The organism is Microbacterium sp. NPDC056569 (assembly GCF_042793475.1).
GTDB lineage: Bacteria > Actinomycetota > Actinomycetes > Actinomycetales > Microbacteriaceae > Microbacterium.
In genome coordinates, this window is the sequence record NZ_JBHTUV010000007.1 from 152,249 (window position 1) to 167,992 (window position 15,744).

General features: G+C 71.5%; 15 protein-coding genes. 4 read left to right on the plus strand and 11 right to left on the minus strand.

Annotated features, from left to right (window positions below; genetic code table 11):
- Nucleotide 1 precedes the first annotated feature (1 nt).
- The 9 genes from paaE to ACFQ7C_RS10225 form a co-directional block, all read right to left on the minus strand.
- Nucleotides 2-1,219 (minus strand): 1,2-phenylacetyl-CoA epoxidase subunit PaaE, encoded by a 1,218-nt coding sequence (paaE, locus tag ACFQ7C_RS10185; protein ID WP_378899981.1) that lies wholly within the window; start codon nt 1,217-1,219, stop codon nt 2-4.
- Nucleotides 1,219-1,713 (minus strand): 1,2-phenylacetyl-CoA epoxidase subunit PaaD, encoded by a 495-nt coding sequence (paaD, locus tag ACFQ7C_RS10190; RefSeq protein WP_378899984.1) that lies wholly within the window; start codon nt 1,711-1,713, stop codon nt 1,219-1,221. Before paaD ends, paaE begins: the two co-directional genes overlap by 1 nt.
- The gene (gene paaC, locus ACFQ7C_RS10195; protein WP_378899988.1) at nt 1,710-2,555 is read right to left on the minus strand and encodes a 1,2-phenylacetyl-CoA epoxidase subunit PaaC; all 846 of its coding nucleotides are present in this window, start codon (nt 2,553-2,555) and stop codon (nt 1,710-1,712) included. The genes paaD and paaC overlap by 4 nt, the downstream gene beginning before the upstream one ends.
- The gene (gene paaB / locus ACFQ7C_RS10200) at nt 2,552-2,857 is read right to left on the minus strand and encodes a 1,2-phenylacetyl-CoA epoxidase subunit PaaB (protein ID WP_378899991.1); all 306 of its coding nucleotides are present in this window, start codon (nt 2,855-2,857) and stop codon (nt 2,552-2,554) included. Before paaB ends, paaC begins: the two co-directional genes overlap by 4 nt.
- Nucleotides 2,854-3,831 carry a 1,2-phenylacetyl-CoA epoxidase subunit PaaA gene (gene paaA, locus ACFQ7C_RS10205; RefSeq protein WP_378899994.1) on the minus strand — a complete coding sequence of 326 codons (978 nt, stop codon included), beginning with the start codon at nt 3,829-3,831 and terminating at the stop codon, nt 2,854-2,856. Before paaA ends, paaB begins: the two co-directional genes overlap by 4 nt.
- 39 nt (nt 3,832-3,870) lie before the next feature.
- Nucleotides 3,871-4,332 (minus strand): hydroxyphenylacetyl-CoA thioesterase PaaI, encoded by a 462-nt coding sequence (gene paaI / locus ACFQ7C_RS10210; protein ID WP_378899997.1) that lies wholly within the window; start codon nt 4,330-4,332, stop codon nt 3,871-3,873.
- Between the two features lie 142 nt (nt 4,333-4,474).
- Nucleotides 4,475-6,592: a phenylacetic acid degradation bifunctional protein PaaZ gene (paaZ, locus tag ACFQ7C_RS10215; protein WP_378900000.1), complete on the minus strand. Its 2,118-nt coding sequence runs from the start codon at nt 6,590-6,592 to the stop codon at nt 4,475-4,477.
- Nucleotides 6,589-7,443 carry a 3-hydroxyacyl-CoA dehydrogenase family protein gene (locus tag ACFQ7C_RS10220; protein ID WP_378900003.1) on the minus strand — a complete coding sequence of 285 codons (855 nt, stop codon included), beginning with the start codon at nt 7,441-7,443 and terminating at the stop codon, nt 6,589-6,591. The genes paaZ and ACFQ7C_RS10220 overlap by 4 nt, the downstream gene beginning before the upstream one ends.
- Nucleotides 7,440-8,180: an enoyl-CoA hydratase/isomerase family protein gene (locus ACFQ7C_RS10225; RefSeq protein WP_378900005.1), complete on the minus strand. Its 741-nt coding sequence runs from the start codon at nt 8,178-8,180 to the stop codon at nt 7,440-7,442. Before ACFQ7C_RS10225 ends, ACFQ7C_RS10220 begins: the two co-directional genes overlap by 4 nt.
- A 136-nt stretch (nt 8,181-8,316) precedes the next feature.
- Between ACFQ7C_RS10225 and ACFQ7C_RS10230 the strand changes: the two genes are divergently transcribed.
- The gene (locus tag ACFQ7C_RS10230) at nt 8,317-8,925 is read left to right on the plus strand and encodes a TetR/AcrR family transcriptional regulator (protein WP_378900008.1); all 609 of its coding nucleotides are present in this window, start codon (nt 8,317-8,319) and stop codon (nt 8,923-8,925) included.
- A 4-nt stretch (nt 8,926-8,929) separates the two neighbouring features.
- Here the strand turns inward: ACFQ7C_RS10230 and ACFQ7C_RS10235 are convergent, their stop codons facing one another.
- Entirely contained in the window at nt 8,930-10,342 is a 1,413-nt protein-coding gene (locus tag ACFQ7C_RS10235; RefSeq protein ID WP_378900015.1) for an FAD-binding oxidoreductase, read from the minus strand.
- The gene (locus tag ACFQ7C_RS10240; RefSeq protein ID WP_378900018.1) at nt 10,339-11,721 is read right to left on the minus strand and encodes an MFS transporter; all 1,383 of its coding nucleotides are present in this window, start codon (nt 11,719-11,721) and stop codon (nt 10,339-10,341) included. Before ACFQ7C_RS10240 ends, ACFQ7C_RS10235 begins: the two co-directional genes overlap by 4 nt.
- 135 nt (nt 11,722-11,856) lie before the next feature.
- On the opposite strand from ACFQ7C_RS10240, the gene ACFQ7C_RS10245 reads away from it, so the two are divergent.
- Genes ACFQ7C_RS10245 through hpaE form a run of 3 tightly spaced genes read left to right on the plus strand, consistent with a single transcriptional unit; the run spans nt 11,857 to nt 15,720 of the window.
- The gene (locus tag ACFQ7C_RS10245) at nt 11,857-13,422 is read left to right on the plus strand and encodes a fumarylacetoacetate hydrolase family protein (RefSeq protein WP_378900231.1); all 1,566 of its coding nucleotides are present in this window, start codon (nt 11,857-11,859) and stop codon (nt 13,420-13,422) included.
- Nucleotides 13,419-14,129 (plus strand): GntR family transcriptional regulator, encoded by a 711-nt coding sequence (locus ACFQ7C_RS10250; protein ID WP_378900021.1) that lies wholly within the window; start codon nt 13,419-13,421, stop codon nt 14,127-14,129. The genes ACFQ7C_RS10245 and ACFQ7C_RS10250 overlap by 4 nt, the downstream gene beginning before the upstream one ends.
- Before the next feature lie 58 nt (nt 14,130-14,187).
- Complete coding sequence (hpaE, locus tag ACFQ7C_RS10255; RefSeq protein WP_378900024.1) at nt 14,188-15,720, plus strand: 5-carboxymethyl-2-hydroxymuconate semialdehyde dehydrogenase; 1,533 nt, start codon at nt 14,188-14,190, stop codon at nt 15,718-15,720.
- The last annotated feature ends 24 nt before the right edge of the window (nt 15,721-15,744 follow it).

The window sequence follows — 15,744 nt, forward strand, 5'->3', positions numbered from 1 at the left end:
CCTAGACGTCGTAGTCGACGACGACGGTATCGGTCGTCGGGTGCGACTGGCAGGTGAGCACGTACCCGCGCTCGAGCTCGTCGGGTTCGAGCGCGTAGTTCTCGGTCATCGTGACGGATCCCTGCAGAAGGCGCGCACGGCATGTGCCGCACACGCCCCCGGCGCACGCGAAGGGCACGTCGGGTCTCACCCGCAGCGCCGCGTTCAGGATCGACTCGTGCGCGGCGAGCGGGCTGTCGACCGCCTGCGACTGCCCGTCGAGCGTGAACTCGATCCGGTGCACCGGCTCGTCCTCCGCCACCACGACCGGCCGGCCCGCCGCGGGTTCGGCCCGCTCCCCCTCCCCCGTGGTGAACAGCTCGTAGCGCACGTGCGCGGGGTCGACGCCGATGTCGGCGAGGGTGTCGCGACAGAGCTGCACGAGCTCGAACGGTCCGCACAGGAACCACTCGTCGACCGTGTCGGGCAGCACGAGGTCGCCCAGGATGCGCCGCAGCCGCGGCTCGTCGATGCGCCCCGACAGCAGCGGCGCGGTGCGCTGCTCGCGCGAGAGCACGTGGTGCAGGGCGAGCCTGGTCGGGTAGCGGTCCTTCAGGTCGGAGAGCTCGTCGAGGAACATCACGTCGAGACTCGAGCGGTTCGTGTACACGAGCGTGAACCGCGAGGTGCGCGAACGTGCGAGCACCGTGGCGGCGAGCGCCATCAAGGGCGTGATGCCCGACCCCGCGGCGATCCCCGCCACATGCGCGTCGTCGAGATCGGCGAGCTTCGAGGTGAACGTGCCCTGCGGGCTCATCACGTCGATCTCGTCGCCGACCTTCAGCCCGGTCTGCGCCCAGGTCGAGAACCGGCCCCCCGAATCGCGCTTGATCGCGACGCTGATCGTGCGGGGGCCGTCTCCGCCGCCACCGGCGTCCTCCGCGCGGCACAGCGAGTACGACCGGCGCACCTCGTGCCCGTCGAGCATCGTGCGCAGGGCCACATGCTGGCCGGCGAGGTAGTCGAACTCGTCCCGCGCCTCCTCGGGGATCGCGAACGTCACCTCGACCGAGGCATCCGTCAACGGCCGCACGGCGGCGACTCGCAGCGTATGGAACCGCGCGCGATGCTTGGCGCCGCGCGGTCCGCCGACCGCGGTGGTGAGCAGCGTCTCGGCGATGCGCGCGTTCTCGGCCTGCGTCCCGGCTCCCTGAGCCTGCCGAAGTCGGTGATGCCGCATCAGTGCACCTTGAAGTGGTCGAAGGGCTCGAGGCACGCGCGGCACTCGTACAGCGCCTTGCACGACGTCGACCCGAACCGCGCGATCTCGCGCGTGTCGAGCGACCCGCAGCGCGGGCACCGCACCGAGAGCTGCAGCCTGATCGGCCCAGTCACGGCGGCCCGCCCGGTCGGCGGCGCGATGCCGTACTCGACGAGCTTGTGCTTGCCGGCATCCGTCATCCAGTCCGTGGTCCACGCGGGGGCCAGCACCAGCCGCACGTCGACGTCGTCGAAGCCCGCCGAGGTGAGCGCGAGGACGACGTCGTCGCGGATCGCGTCCATCGCGGGGCAGCCCGAGTACGTCGGCGTGATCGTCACCGTCACGCGCCCCGCCTCGACGGCGACGTCGCGCAGCACGCCGAGGTCCTCGATCGTGAGCACCGGGACCTCGGGATCGAGAACGGATGCCGCCACCTCCCACGCGCGGGCGGCTGTCGTCGCCGTGGCACTCACCACGTCGCCCCCGGGTGCTGCCGGGCGAGCACCTGCATCTCGGCGAGGAGGTAGCCCAGCGTCGGGAAGTGCGAGCCGCGGCGCCCGCCGCCCGATGACATCGGCGTGGCCGGCACTTCGACCTCCGCCTCCGCGAAGACCGCGGCGATGACCGCGTCGAACGCGGGCTGCAGCGTCGACGGCCGCACCGCTATGCCCTCGAGGCGGTCGGTCAGAGGCTCGTCGCGGAAGAGCTCGCCCACGTACGGCCACACGTCCCCGATCGCCCGGATCATGCGCCGACGCGACTCGTCGGTGCCGCCCGCCAGGCGCAGCGTCCACTGCACCGCGTGGTCGCGGTGGTACTCGACCTCCTTCACCGCCTTCGCGGCGATCGCGGCGAGCGTCTCGTCGGAGGACTCCTGCAGCGCCGCATAGAGCTCGAAAAGGTACACGGATGCTGCCAACTGGCGCGCGATCGTCTGCGCGAAGTCTCCGTTCGGCTGCTCGAACAGCCACGCGCTGCGGAACTCCGGCTCGTCGCGCCAGTAGGCGAGATCATCCTCCGACCGGTCGTCGTAGGTCCCGGCGTAGCGCAGGAAGGAACGCGCGTGCCCCAGCAGGTCGAGCGCGATGTTGGCGAGCGCGACGTCCTCCTCGAGCTCGGGGGCGCGCGCGATCCACGCGCCGAGCTGCTGCGACAGCACGAGCGCGTCGTCGCCGAGCCACAGCGCGTACTCGGCGACGTCCGCCGTCGCCGCGCGGCCCTCGCCGCCGGCCAGCTCGGCCGACAGCTCGATGCGCTCGACCGTCACCTCGCCGTGCGCATCGGCGCTCGCTCCGATTCCCTCCTGGACGCTCACAGGTGAGGCACCCCCTCCGACGCCGTGTAGTACCTGGCGTGACGGTAGTTCTTGCCCGCGGGGCTCTCGAAGAACGCGCCCTTCGCATCGGGGTCGCTCGTCGTGATCGCGTCGGCCGGCACGACCCAGATCGACGTGCCCTCGCCCCGGCGGGTGTACAGGTCGCGGGCGTTGCGCAGCGCGAGCTCGGCATCCGGCGCATGGAGCGAACCGGCGTGCACGTGGCTGAGCCCGCGGTTCGCACGCACGAACACCTCCCACAGCGGCCACGACTCGCGCGGCGAGGCACCTGGAGTGGTCATGACGCGGCTCCCTTCATCGTCTCGGCCTCGCGCAGCTGCTGCTTGCGGGCGTACTCCGCGGCGGCCTCACGCACCCACGCACCGTCCTCGTGGGCGCTCCGGCGATTGCGGATGCGCTCCACGTTCATCGGGCCGCGGCCGGCGAGCACCTCGTGGAACTCGGTCCAGTCGATCTCGCTCGTGTGCCACCTCCCCGCCGCCTCGTCCCAGCGCAGCTCGGGGTCGGGAAGCGTCACGCCCAGCACCTCGGCCTGGGGCACCAGCATCCCGATGAACCGCTGCCGCAGGTCGTCGTTCGAGAAGCGCTTGATCTTCCACGCCATCGACTGCGCAGAGTTGGGCGACTCGTCGTCAGGGGGCCCGAACATCATGAGCGACGGCCAGTACCAGCGGTCCACAGCATCCTGAGCCATCTCGCGCTGCGCGGGCGAGCCCTGCATGAGCGTCAGCAGGATCTCGAACCCCTGCCGCTGGTGGAACGACTCCTCCTTGCAGATGCGGACCATCGCGCGCCCGTACGGGCCGTACGACGCGCGGCACAGCGGCACCTGGTTGCAGATCGCGGCGCCGTCCACGAGCCACCCGATGGCCCCCATGTCGGCCCAGGTCGGCGTCGGGTAGTTGAAGATCGACGAGTACCGGGCGCGCCCCTCGATGAGCTGCTCGGTCATCTCGTCGCGCGTGATGCCGAGCGTCTGCGCGGCCGAGTACAGGTACAGGCCGTGCCCGGCCTCATCCTGCACCTTCGCCATCAGGATCGCCTTGCGCTTGAGACTCGGCGCCCGCGTGATCCAGTTGCCCTCGGGCTGCATCCCGATGATCTCGGAGTGCGCGTGCTGCGAGATCTGCCGGATCAGCGTCTTGCGGTAGGCCGCCGGCATCCAGTCCCGCGGCTCGATGCGCGAGTCGGCCTCGATGATCGCGTCGAAGGCGGCCTGCTCAGCCGCCTCGTCGATCAGCAGCTCTGTCGTCATCGTCGACTCCTTATTTACAGACCGTTCGTTCAGTAAAGTCTACCCGGTGACGGATGCTGCGGCACCGCCGCCGGCCGCATCGTCGGGGTGGGTGCGGCGCGTGGTCACGGACCGGCCGCGGAACTCCGCGACGACGTCCCCGGTCTCGTCGGTCACCGTGACGTCGTAGAGGCCGTTGCGGCCCGAGAGGATGCGGCGCCGGGCGTGCGCGGTCAGGGCCTGCCCGGCGTGCGTCGCCTTGAGGAACGAGATGTCGGCGCCCGCGGCCACCGTCACGTCGTCGTCCTCGTTGCAGGCCATGGCGAACGCGGTGTCCGCGAGCGCGAACACCATCCCGCCGTGCGTGATCGCGAACCCGTTCGTCATGTCGTCGCGCACCCGCATCGACACGACGGCCTCGCCGGGCTCGTCGCGCTCGACGACGATGCCGAGTGCGGCCGACGCGCGGTCGCGCTGCAGCATGCGCCGCTGCCCGGCGAAGTGCACGGCGGGGTCGGTCATGACGTCACGTCCACGCTGTCGAAATCGGCACCCGCTGCGCACCCGGTGGCGCCGTCGCAGCCCTCGCTGCTGAAACCAGCATCCGCTGCCGAACACTTCGACCGCGGACGCCGATTTCGACCGCGCGAAGCGCACGCGGGCATCACGCCGTGACCTCGGCGGACGCGGGCGACTCGGATGCTGCGGAGGCGGCAGCATCCGTGTCCGCCGTCTTCGCGACCAGCGTGAGGACGTCGTACGTCGCGACGATGTCGTCGCGCTGGTTGAGGATGACCGCGTCCCACCGCACCTCGCCGTACCCGTCGGTCTCGCGCGGCGTGATCTGCTTGGCCGTGAGCACCACGCGGATCTCGTCACCCGGCGAGACGGGCGTCATGAAGCGCAGGTTCTCGAGGCCGTAGTTGGCGAGCACCGGACCCGGCTCGGGGTCGACGAAGAGCCCTGCCGCCCACGACACGAGCAGGTACCCGTGCGCGACGCGACCGGGGAAGAACGGGTTGGCGGCCGCGGCCTCCTCGTCCATGTGGGCGTAGAAGAGGTCGCCCGTGAAGTTCGCGAACGTCTCGATGTCGTCGAGCGTGACCGGGCGCGAGGGCGACGCGATCTGGTCGCCGACGGCCAGCTCCGCGAGCGACTTGCGGAAGGGGTGCCGGTCGGAGCGGGATGCCGCGCCCTGGTGCCACACCCCGGTCAGGGCCGTCAGCATCGCGGGTGAGCCCTGCACCGCCGTGCGCTGCATGTGGTGCAGCACCGCGCGGATGCCGCCGAGCTCCTCGCCCCCGCCCGCGCGGCCGGGACCGCCGTGCACGAGATGCGGAACGGGCGCGCCGTGGCCCGTCGAGCTGCGGGCGTCGTCGCGGTCGAGGAAGAGCAGGCGTCCGTTGTACGCGGCCGTGCGCGCGAGCAGGGTCGCGGCGACAGCAGGGTCGGCCGTCGCGACGCTCGTCACGAGAGACCCGCCGCCGCGTCCCACGAGCTCGGCCGCCTCGTCCACCGTGCGGTACGCGAGCACGCTCGCCACCGGCCCGAACGCCTCCACCTCGTGGACCGCGGCCGGCAGTGCGTCGCCGTCGCCGTCGAAGCCCACGAGAATGGGCGCGACGAAGGCACCGTCGGGGGCACGACCGGTCGAGCCGTCGGCGAGGGTCACCTCCGGGGCATCCGTCGTCCCCAGCACGATCCGGCCGCCCGCCGCCTCGAGCGCTCCAACCGCTTTCAGCACCTCCTCGCGCTGCGCGAGCGACACCAGCGGTCCCATCGTGACGCCCTCGGCGTGGGGATCGCCGACGACCACGCGCTCGGCGATCTTCTCGCGCAGCGCGGTCACGAGAGGATCGACGACATCGGCCGGAACGATGGCGCGGCGGATCGCCGTGCACTTCTGCCCGGCCTTGGTCGTGAGCTCGACCATCAGCTGCTTCACGTACGCGTCGAACTCGGGCGTCCCCGGCACGGCGTCGGGGCCCAGCACCGAGGCGTTGATCGAGTCGGTCTCGGTCGTGAACCGGACCCCCGGGCCGGCCTGCGCCCGCAGGCGCTCGGCCGTCGAGGCGCTCCCCGTGAAGCCGACCAGGTCACCGAGCCGCAGGTGCTCGAAGAGCCCGGGCACGGCGCCGCTCGCCAGCTGCAGCGAGCCGGCCGGCAGCAGTCCCGTCTCGACGAGGATGCGCACCCACGCCTCGGCGACGTACGCGGTCGGCGTCGCCGGCTTCACCAGCGTCGGCACGCCCGCGAGGAACGCGGGAGCGAACTTCTCGAGGGCGCCCCACATCGGGAAGTTGAAGGCGTTGATCTGCACCGCGACACCGGGCAGCCGCGTGTAGACGTGGCGGCCGAGGAACGAGCCGTCCTTCGACAGCGGCTCGACGGGCCCGTCGAGGTACACCTGCCCGTTCGGCAGCTCGCGACGACCCTTGGACGAGTAGGTGAACAGCACGCCGATCCCGCCGTCGACGTCGCTCAGCGAGTCACGGACGGTCGCTCCCGCGCGCTTCGAGAGCTCGTACAGCTCCTCCTTGCGCGCGGTGAGCGCGATGCCGAACTGCTTCAGCAGCAGCGCGCGCTGATGGAACGTCAGGGCTCCGAGGCTCTGCTGGCCGACCGTGCGAGCGTGGTCGAGAGCTCCCGCCAGGTCGATCCCCTGCGTGTCGAGGTACGTCACGACCTCGCCGGTCGACGCGTCGAGCACCGCCGTGGCGTCATCGCCCGTGTCGGGCAGCCACCACCCGTCGCGCAGGTAGCTGGGAAGGATGTTCGTCACTTCTCACTCCATTCGTAGAAGCCACGGCCGGTCTTGCGGCCGAGATGTCCGTCGGCGACGAGGCGCCGCAGCAGCTCCGGGGGCGCGAACCGCTCCCCCAGCGTCCGGTGCAGCTCCTCGGCGATGCCGAGCCGCACGTCGAGGCCGACGAGGTCGGTGGTGCGCAGCGGACCGACCGGATGCCGGTACCCGAGCTCCATCGCGGCGTCGATGTCGGCGGCGCTCGCGACGCCCTCCTCGAGCATGCGGATCGCCTCGAGCCCGAGCGCGACACCCAGTCGACTGGAGGCGAACCCCGGGCTGTCGCGCACCACGATCGCCGTCTTGCCGAGCGCCTCGACCCAGGCGCGGGCGTCGTCGACGAGCGCGGGCGCCGTCCCTGTGCCCGTCACGACCTCGACGAGCTGCGACGAGGGCACGGGATTGAAGAAGTGCAGACCGAGGAAGCGGTCGGGCCGGGTCAGGTCCGAGGCGAGGTCGTCGATCGAGATCGACGAGGTGTTCGTCGCCAGCGCGGCGTCGCCGTGGACGACGCGCTCCGCGCGCCGGAGCGCGTGGACCTTGAGCTCCCGGTCCTCGGGCACCGCCTCGATGACGAGCGCGCAGCCGGCCAGGGCTGCGGCATCCGTCTCCGTCGTCAGCGAGGCGGCGAGCGCATCGAAACCGCGGTCGGTCGTGCCCCGTTCCACGCTGCGGCGCACGCTCTCTCGAAGGCGAGCGGATGCCGCCGCCGCCGCGTCCGCGTCGCGCTCCACGACGACCACCTCGGCGCCGGCGAGCACGAAGGCGTGCGCGATCCCGGCGCCCATGCGCCCGCCCCCGATCACTCCGACCCGCTCCGGCACGCTCATCGCCCCTTCTTCCTGTCGAGGAAGGCGGTCATGCGGCGCTCCTTCTCGGGGCTCTCGAAGAGCTGCGCCTGCAGCTCGAGCTCCAGCTCGGGGTGCGCAGCGGGGGGCGCGAGCAGCGCCGTCTTCGTATGGCGGGTCGCGAGCGCGTCGTTGCGGGCGATACGGTCGGCGATCGCGTGCGCCGCGGCCAGCAGGTCGCCCGGCTCGAAGAGCGACGAGACGAGCCCCCACGCGACGGCGGTCTCGGCATCCAGGATCCGCCCCGTCAGCAGCATCTCGGCAGCCCGCGCCTCGCCGACGATCTCACGCAACCGCCACGTCGCCCCGGCGGCGGCGATGATGCCGAGGCCGGTCTCGGGGTTGCCGATCTGCAGGCGCGGCGTGCCGATGCGGATGTCGGCGGCGTACGCGAACTCGGCGCCGCCGCCGAGCGCGTACCCGTCGATCGCGGCGATGACCGGCATCGGGAGGTTCCGCACACGCTGGAACGCCCGGGTGTTGATCCCGCGGCGGGCGTCGGCGGCCCGGCGCTCGCGCAGCTGTGCGATGTCGGCGCCCGACGCGAACACCCCGTCGCCGCCGATGAGGATGAGCGTCCGCGGCTCGCGCTCCAGCTCCTTGCACAGCTCGTGCAGGCGGTCGACGGTGTCCTGGTCGATGGCATTGCGCACGTCGGGCCGCGACAGCGTGGCGACGACCCGGTCGTCTCGGCGCTGGACGAGCAGCGGCTCAGGCATCCGGCGTCCTCTCGATCCGCTCCCTCACGGTCGCCTCCATATTACCTGATCGTTCGTTCAGTAAACCTGCCCCTGCGCCGCTCGTCGGGAAGTGAGGGTGCGACGGATGCCGCGGCCAGGGTGCCAGACTGGGCGCATGTCCGCGAGCGCCGAGACCTCACCCGCACGCCGCGGGCGGCCCGGGTACGACCGCGAGCAGGTACTGGGCGTCGCGGTCGCGCTCTTCAACGAGCAGGGCTACGACGCCACCTCGGTCGCCGATCTCGCGACCCGCCTCGGGCTCACCAAGTCGGCGCTGTACCACCACTTCGACTCGAAGGAGCAGCTGCTCGCCCTCGCCCTCGACGAGGCGCTCGACGGGCTCGAGGGCGTCCTGGAGACGCCCGAGTCCGGAGAGGGGTCGGCGGTGGAGCGGCTCGGAGCCGTGCTGCGCGGGGCGGTGCGGGTGCTCGTCGACAAGCTGCCCTACGTCACGCTGCTGCTGCGCGTGCGCGGCAACAGCGACGTGGAGCGCGCCGCGCTCGAGCGCCGGCGCGCGTTCGACCATCGCGTGACCGCGCTCGTCGCCGAGGCGCAGCGCGCGGGCGAGATGCGCGCCGACGTCGACGGCGCGGTCGCCACGCGCCTCGTGTTCGGCATGGTCAACTCGATCGTCGAGTGGTACCGCCCCGGCGGGCCGGTCGACCGCGAGCGCCTCGCCCATGACGTCGTCGCGGTCGCCCTCGACGGCATGCGCACCCGCTGAGGCGCTACGCCTCGGCGACCGGCGCGAACACCTTTCCCGGGTTCATGATGCCGGCGGGGTCGAAGACCGCCTTGATCCCTCGCTGAAGATCCAGCTGCCGCGGTCCGAGCTCGTCGCCGAGCCAGCGACGCTTGAGCAGCCCGATGCCGTGCTCGCCGCTCAGGGTGCCGCCGAGCTCGAGCGCGTGGGCGAAGATCTCGCCCGCCGCATCCCACACCGCATCCGGCACCTCGTCGAGGCCTCTGTCGAGCACGAACGTGGGGTGGAGGTTGCCGTCTCCGGCATGGCACGGGGTGGCGATGAAGACGCCGTAGCGCGCGGCGATCTCGTCGATCCCCTGGTACATGTCGGCGATCCGGTCCCGGGGGACGGCGACGTCCTCCACGAGGATCGTGCCGCGCGCCTCGACGGCGAGGAAACCCGAGCGGCGGACGTCGACGAGGGATGCCGCGGCCTCCGGGTCGTCGGTCACCTCGAGGGATCGCGCACCGGCGCCGCGCAGGATCTCGGCGATCCGCTCCGCCTCGGCGACGGCGTCCGGGCCGTCGGTCTGCACGAGGAGATACGCCGCGCCCGCCGACACCATGTCTTCGCCCGTGTAGTCGCTGACCGCCTGCAGGAGGGCGGCGTCCATCAGCTCCATGATCGCGGGACGCTCGCCGGCGGCCGTCACCCCCGAAGCCGCCCGTGCCGCTGCGGCCGCGTCGGCGAAGTAGGCGCCGATCGTCGGGACGACCCCGGTCACCATCGGACGCACCTTCAGCGTGCACTCGGTGATGATGCCGAGCGTGCCCTCCGATCCGATGAAGAGGGCGCACAGGTCGAGCCCCGACACGCCCTTCACCGTGCGATGGCCGACGGTGATCACCTCCCCGTCCGCGAGCACCACCGTGAGCGCCAGGACGGCCTCCCGCGTCACGCCGTACTTGGCGCACAGCAGCCCGCCGGCGTTCATCGCGATGTTGCCGCCCACCGTCGAGATCGCCTTCGACGCGGGATCCGGCGGCCACCACAGACCGTGCTCCGCGAGCACCGCGTTGAGGTCCCCGTTGAGGATCCCGGGCTGCACGACCGCGAGCTGGTTGCCGACCGAGATCTCGACCATCGACGTCATCCGGTCGGTGGCGACCACGATCTGGCCACGGCCCGCGACCGCGCCGCCGGCGAGGCCGGTGCCCGCACCGCGCGGCACCACCGGAACGGAGTACCGCGAGGCGATGCGGCAGATCTCCTGCACCTCGGCGGTGCTGCGCGGATGCAACACCAGTTCCGCGATCCCCGCGGACCGCGTACCCGACCGGTCGGTCGAGTACGCGGCGCGGGCCGCGTCGTCGGCGTCCACCCCGCCGGGGACCGCGTCGCGCAGGGCGGCGACGGCCTCGGCGGGGAGCGCCGTGGTCACGGCGGTGGAGCTCACGCCTTGGACAGGCCGTAGATCGGGCTCTGCTCCTGCTCGGCCTCGCGCTCCGGCCCGAGCGGGATGCCGCTGCGGTCGCGCAGCAGCAGCGTCGCGACGAGGCCCAGGAGCGTCATGCCGGCGAGGTACCAGGTGACCGACACGGTCGTGCCCGTCGCCTGGACGAGCGCCGTGGCGATGGTCGGGGCGAACGCGCCGCCGAGGATCGCGCCGATCGCGTACGAGATCGAGACGCCCGAGAAGCGGATCGAGGCCGGGAACAGCTCCGAGTACAGCGCCGCCTGCGGACCGTACGTGAACCCGAGGCCGATCGTGAGGATCGCGAGGCCCAGGAAGAGCAGCCAGATGTTGCCCGTGTTCACGAGCGGGAACAGCGTGAACACACCGATCAGCTGCAGGATCCAGCCGATGATGTACGTCGTGCGACGGCCGATGCGGTCGGAGAGGACGCCTGCCGCGAAGGTCGACAGCAGCCACGTGACGGCCGAGCCGGCGACGGCCCACAGCACCGGACCGCGCTCGAGCGCCAGCGGTCCCTCGGGGTTGGTGGAGTAGTTCTGGATGTAGCCGCCCGTGGTCATGTAACCCACGGCGTTGTTGCCGGCGAACACGAACGCCGCGATGATCACGAGCAGCAGGTGCTTGCGGAACAGCTGGACGATCGGCATGCGCGCCTTCTCCTTGCGCTCGGCCAGCTCGGTGAACACCGGGCTCTCCTCGACGCGACGGCGCACGTACCAGCCGACCAGGATGAGCACCACGCTCAGGAGGAACGGCACGCGCCAGCCCCACTCGAGGAACGCGTCGCCGGGGGCGATCATCGCCATGACGGCCATCACGCCGGAGGCCAGCAGCAGGCCGAGAGGAACGCCGATCTGCGGCGAGGCGCCGAACGCGCCGCGGCGCTGCTTCGGGGCGTGCTCGACGGCCATGAGGACCGCACCGCCCCATTCGCCGCCGGCGGACAGGCCCTGGAGGATGCGCAGGAGCACCAGCAGGATCGGCGCGGCCACGCCGATGGCCTCGTACGTCGGGAGGATGCCGATGAGCGCGGTCGCCGCGCCCATCAGGATCAGCGTCCACATCAGCACGACCTTGCGGCCGTACTTGTCGCCGAAGTGCCCCGCGAGGAAGGCGCCGAGCGGGCGGAACAGGAAGCTCACGCCCACCGTGGCGAAGGAGATCAGCACGCTGTTGGCACCCAGCGGGGCGAAGAACAGCTGCCCGAACACCAGACCGGCTGCGGACGCGTAGATGAAGAAGTCGTACCACTCGACGGTCGTGCCGACGACCGTGGCGAAGACGACGCGGCGCCGATCGGCCGGTGTGGCGATCGTGCCGGTGGGGGTGAATCCCTGTGGGGGACGGGCTGTGCTCATCAGTGACTCCTGCGTCGGGGGTGACATCTTCGTCGCCGGCGTGCCGAGATCGGGGTGGTTGCCGGATGTCCGATGATCATATACGATTTCGCATACGACGCAAGAGGTCGACGAGTAAGGGAGCTCATGGACGAGATGACGCAGGCGACGGACCCGCGATTCGCGGCCCTTCCCGGCCGCCCGGGCAAGATCATCGCCATCCACCTGAGCTACGCGTCGCGTGCCGACCAGCGCGGACGCCGGCCACAGCATCCGTCCTACTTCTTCAAGCCCTCCAGCTCCCTGGCCGGCTCCGGCAGCACGATCGAGCGCCCGGAAGGCACCGAACTCCTCGCCTTCGAGGGCGAGATCGCGCTCGTGATCGGGCGGCCCGCCCGCCGCGTCCCGCTCGCGGAGGCGTGGGACCACGTCGCGTGGGTCACCGCCGCGAACGACTTCGGCCTCTACGACCTCCGCGCGAACGACAAGGGCTCCAACGTGCGCTCGAAGGGCGGCGACGGCTACACCCCGGTCGGCCCCTCGCTCATCGACGCGCGCACGGTCGACCAGGGCGCGCTGCGGGTGCGCACGTGGCTGAACGGCGAGCTCGTGCAGGACGACACCTCGGCGGGCATGATCTTCTCCCTCCCGCAGCTCGTCGCCGACCTGTCGCAGCACTTCACGCTCGAGACCGGCGACGTGATCCTCACGGGCACCCCCGCCGGTTCGTCGGTGGCCCGGCCCGGCGACGTCGTCGAGGTCGAGGTCGACGTGCCGGGCGGCCCGTCGTCGGGGCGCCTCGTCACCACCGTCGTGCAGGGTGAGGCGGGCTTCGACGCCGCACTCGGCTCGCTCCCCGCCGTCGACGACCTGCAGCGCACCGAGGCGTGGGGGTCGCGCGAGGCCGCGGGGCTGCCCGCCGAGGACGCGGATGCTCCGAACCCGGCCGGCGACGCGCTCGGCTCCGGCCTCTCCCCCGCGCTCCGCGCGAAGCTCGAGGCTGTGCCGGTCGCGGGCCTGTCGGCACAGCTGCGCAAGCGCGGGCTGAACAACGTGCACATCGACGGCGTGCGGCCGCTTCACCGGGACGCGAAGCTCGTCGGCACCGCCCGCACCCTCCGCTTCGTGCCGAATCGCGAAGACCTCTTCGCCGCGCACGGCGGCGGATACAACGCGCAGAAGCGCGTCTTCGACGCCGTCGGCGAGGGTGAGGTCGTGGTGATCGAGGCCCGGGGCGACGCCGGATCCGGCACGCTCGGCGACATCCTCGCGATCCGCGCGCACGCCCGCGGTGCGGCCGGCATCGTCACCGACGGAGGAGTGCGGGATGCCGCAGCCGTCGCCGCAGTCGGCATCCCGGTCTACTCGTCCGGCGCCCATCCCGCCGTCCTCGGTCGCAAGCACGTGCCCTGGGAGGGCGATGTCACCGTCGCGTGCGGGGGGACGACGGTGCAGCCGGGCGACATCCTGGTCGGAGACGGCGACGGCGTCGTCGTCATCCCACCGGAGATCGTCGAGGAGATCGTCGATGCGGCCCTCGCCCAGGAGGACGAGGACGCGTGGATCGCGCAGCGCGTCGCGGAAGGCCACCCCGTCGACGGGCTGTTCCCGATGAACGCCGACTGGCGTGCGAAGTACGACGCCGATTCGGCCACCGAGCTCGGACGGAGTCAGCAACCGGTCGACGCACAGGGACCCGAGAACGAGGAGGGCCGCGCATGACCCCGACCGACGCCGCCGTCGGCCAGGCTCCGGGATCGGAGCTGAGCAAGTCGCAGCAGGCCTACCGCTGGATCAAGGAGCGCATCGCCAACCAGGAGTTCACCCCCGGCTACCGGCTCGTGCTCGGCACCATCGCCGGCGAGCTCGACATGAGCGTCGTGCCGGTGCGCGAGGCCATCCGCCAGCTCGAGGCCGAGGGGCTCGTCACGTTCGAGCGCAACGTGGGCGCACGGGTGTCGATGGTCGACGACTCGCAGTACCGCTATAGCATGCAGGCGCTGTCGATCCTCGAGGGCACCGCGACGGCGCTCGCGGCGCGGAGGCTCACGGCCGACGACATCCGCAACGCCCGCCGCATCAACGAGCTCATGATCGAGACGCTCGAGCACTTCGACCCGCGCGCGTTCACGGCGCTCAACCAGGAGTTCCACGCCGCGCTGTTCGAGAAGTGCGCGAACCCGCGCATGCTCGACCTCGTGCACGCCGAGTGGGCGCGCCTCGGACACCTCCGCGACTCGACGTTCGCGTTCATTCCCGGCCGCGCGCAGGAGTCGGTGCGCGAGCACGAGAACATCCTCGTGCTCATCGAGACCGGCGCCCCGCTGGGCGAGATCGAGAAGGCCGCCCGGCGCCACCGCTCGGCGACGCTCGACGCCTACATGATCCACGAGCACCCCGACGAGGCGCTGGGCCTTCCCGCTTTTTGATTCACGGATGCCGGGGGCTCCGGCATCCGTCTCCCCGACCTCCGACGAAGGAGCAGCAATGACCGACACCCAGACCGTTCCCGCGACGCGGCACGTGCCCGAGGGCCTGCCCAGCCGCATCCAGCACTACATCGACGGCGAGTTCGTCGACTCGGCCGACGGCGACACGTTCGACGTGCTCGACCCCGTGACGAACGAGACGTATGTGCAGGCCGCAGCAGGCAAGAAGGCGGATATCGACCGTGCCGTCGCCGCCGCGCGGCGCGCATTCACCGAGGGACCGTGGCCCCGGATGCTCCCGCGCGAGCGCTCGCGCGTGCTCCACCGCATCGCCGACATCGTGGAGTCCCGCGATGCACGCCTCGCCGAGCTGGAGTCGTTCGACTCGGGCCTGCCGATCACGCAGGCGCTCGGCCAGGCCCGCCGGGCGGCCGAGAACTTCCGGTTCTTCGCCGACCTGATCGTGGCGCAGGCCGACGACGCCTACAAGGTGCCGGGCCGCCAGATGAACTACGTCAACCGCAAGCCGATCGGCGTCGCCGGGCTCATCACGCCGTGGAACACCCCGTTCATGCTCGAGTCGTGGAAGCTCGGCCCCGCGCTCGCCACCGGCAACACGGTGGTGCTCAAGCCCGCCGAGTTCACGCCGCTGTCGGCGTCGCTGTGGGCCGGCATCTTCGAGGAGGCGGGGCTGCCGAAGGGCGTGTTCAACCTCGTCAACGGGCTCGGTGAGGACGCCGGCGACGCGCTGGTCAAGCACCCCGACGTGCCGCTGATCTCGTTCACCGGCGAATCCCGCACCGGGCAGATCATCTTCGGCAACGCCGCGCCGTTCCTGAAGGGCCTGTCGATGGAGCTCGGCGGGAAGAGCCCGGCCGTCGTGTTCGCCGACGCCGACCTCGAGGCGGCGATCGACGCCACCATCTTCGGGGTGTTCTCCCTCAACGGCGAGCGCTGCACCGCCGGCTCGCGCATCCTCGTGGAGCGGCCGATCTACGACGAGTTCGTCGAGCGCTACGCCGCACAGGCCGACCGCGTCGTGGTCGGCTACCCGCACGACCCGGCCACCGAGGTCGGTGCGCTCGTGCACCCCGAGCACTACGACAAGGTCGTCTCGTACATCGAGATCGGCAAGTCCGAGGCCCGCCTGGTCGCCGGCGGGGGCCGTCCCGACGGATTCGACGAAGGCAACTTCGTGCGCCCCACGGTGTTCGCCGACGTCGCTCCCGACGCCCGCATCTTCCAGGAGGAGATCTTCGGCCCGGTCGTCGCGATCACCCCGTTCGACACCGACGAGGAGGCGCTCGAGCTCGCCAACGGCGTGCGCTACGGCCTCGCCGCGTACGTCTGGACCAACGACCTCAAGCGCGCCCACAACTTCTCGCAGGCCATCGAGGCCGGCATGGTGTGGCTGAACTCGAACAACGTGCGCGACCTCCGGACCCCGTTCGGCGGCGTCAAGGCCTCCGGACTCGGGCACGAGGGCGGCTACCGCTCCATCGACTTCTACACCGACCAGCAGGCCGTGCACATCACGCTCGGCCCCGCCCACAACCCCACCTTCGGAAAGGCGGATGCCACCGGCCACTGAGGGCCGCAGCATCCATCGCCAGAA

Coding starts and splice junctions, on each gene's coding strand:
- paaA (WP_378899994.1), bottom strand. CDS start 3,831: ATGACGACAGAGCTGCTGATCGACGAGGCGGCTGAGCAGGCCGCCTTC.
- ACFQ7C_RS10250 (WP_378900021.1), top strand. CDS start 13,419: ATGACCCCGACCGACGCCGCCGTCGGCCAGGCTCCGGGATCGGAGCTG.
- ACFQ7C_RS10230 (WP_378900008.1), top strand. CDS start 8,317: ATGTCCGCGAGCGCCGAGACCTCACCCGCACGCCGCGGGCGGCCCGGG.
- hpaE (WP_378900024.1), top strand. CDS start 14,188: ATGACCGACACCCAGACCGTTCCCGCGACGCGGCACGTGCCCGAGGGC.
- ACFQ7C_RS10240 (WP_378900018.1), bottom strand. CDS start 11,721: ATGAGCACAGCCCGTCCCCCACAGGGATTCACCCCCACCGGCACGATC.
- ACFQ7C_RS10220 (WP_378900003.1), bottom strand. CDS start 7,443: ATGAGCGTGCCGGAGCGGGTCGGAGTGATCGGGGGCGGGCGCATGGGC.
- ACFQ7C_RS10245 (WP_378900231.1), top strand. CDS start 11,857: ATGACGCAGGCGACGGACCCGCGATTCGCGGCCCTTCCCGGCCGCCCG.
- ACFQ7C_RS10225 (WP_378900005.1), bottom strand. CDS start 8,180: ATGCCTGAGCCGCTGCTCGTCCAGCGCCGAGACGACCGGGTCGTCGCC.
- paaB (WP_378899991.1), bottom strand. CDS start 2,857: ATGACCACTCCAGGTGCCTCGCCGCGCGAGTCGTGGCCGCTGTGGGAG.
- paaE (WP_378899981.1), bottom strand. CDS start 1,219: ATGCGGCATCACCGACTTCGGCAGGCTCAGGGAGCCGGGACGCAGGCC.
- paaI (WP_378899997.1), bottom strand. CDS start 4,332: ATGACCGACCCCGCCGTGCACTTCGCCGGGCAGCGGCGCATGCTGCAG.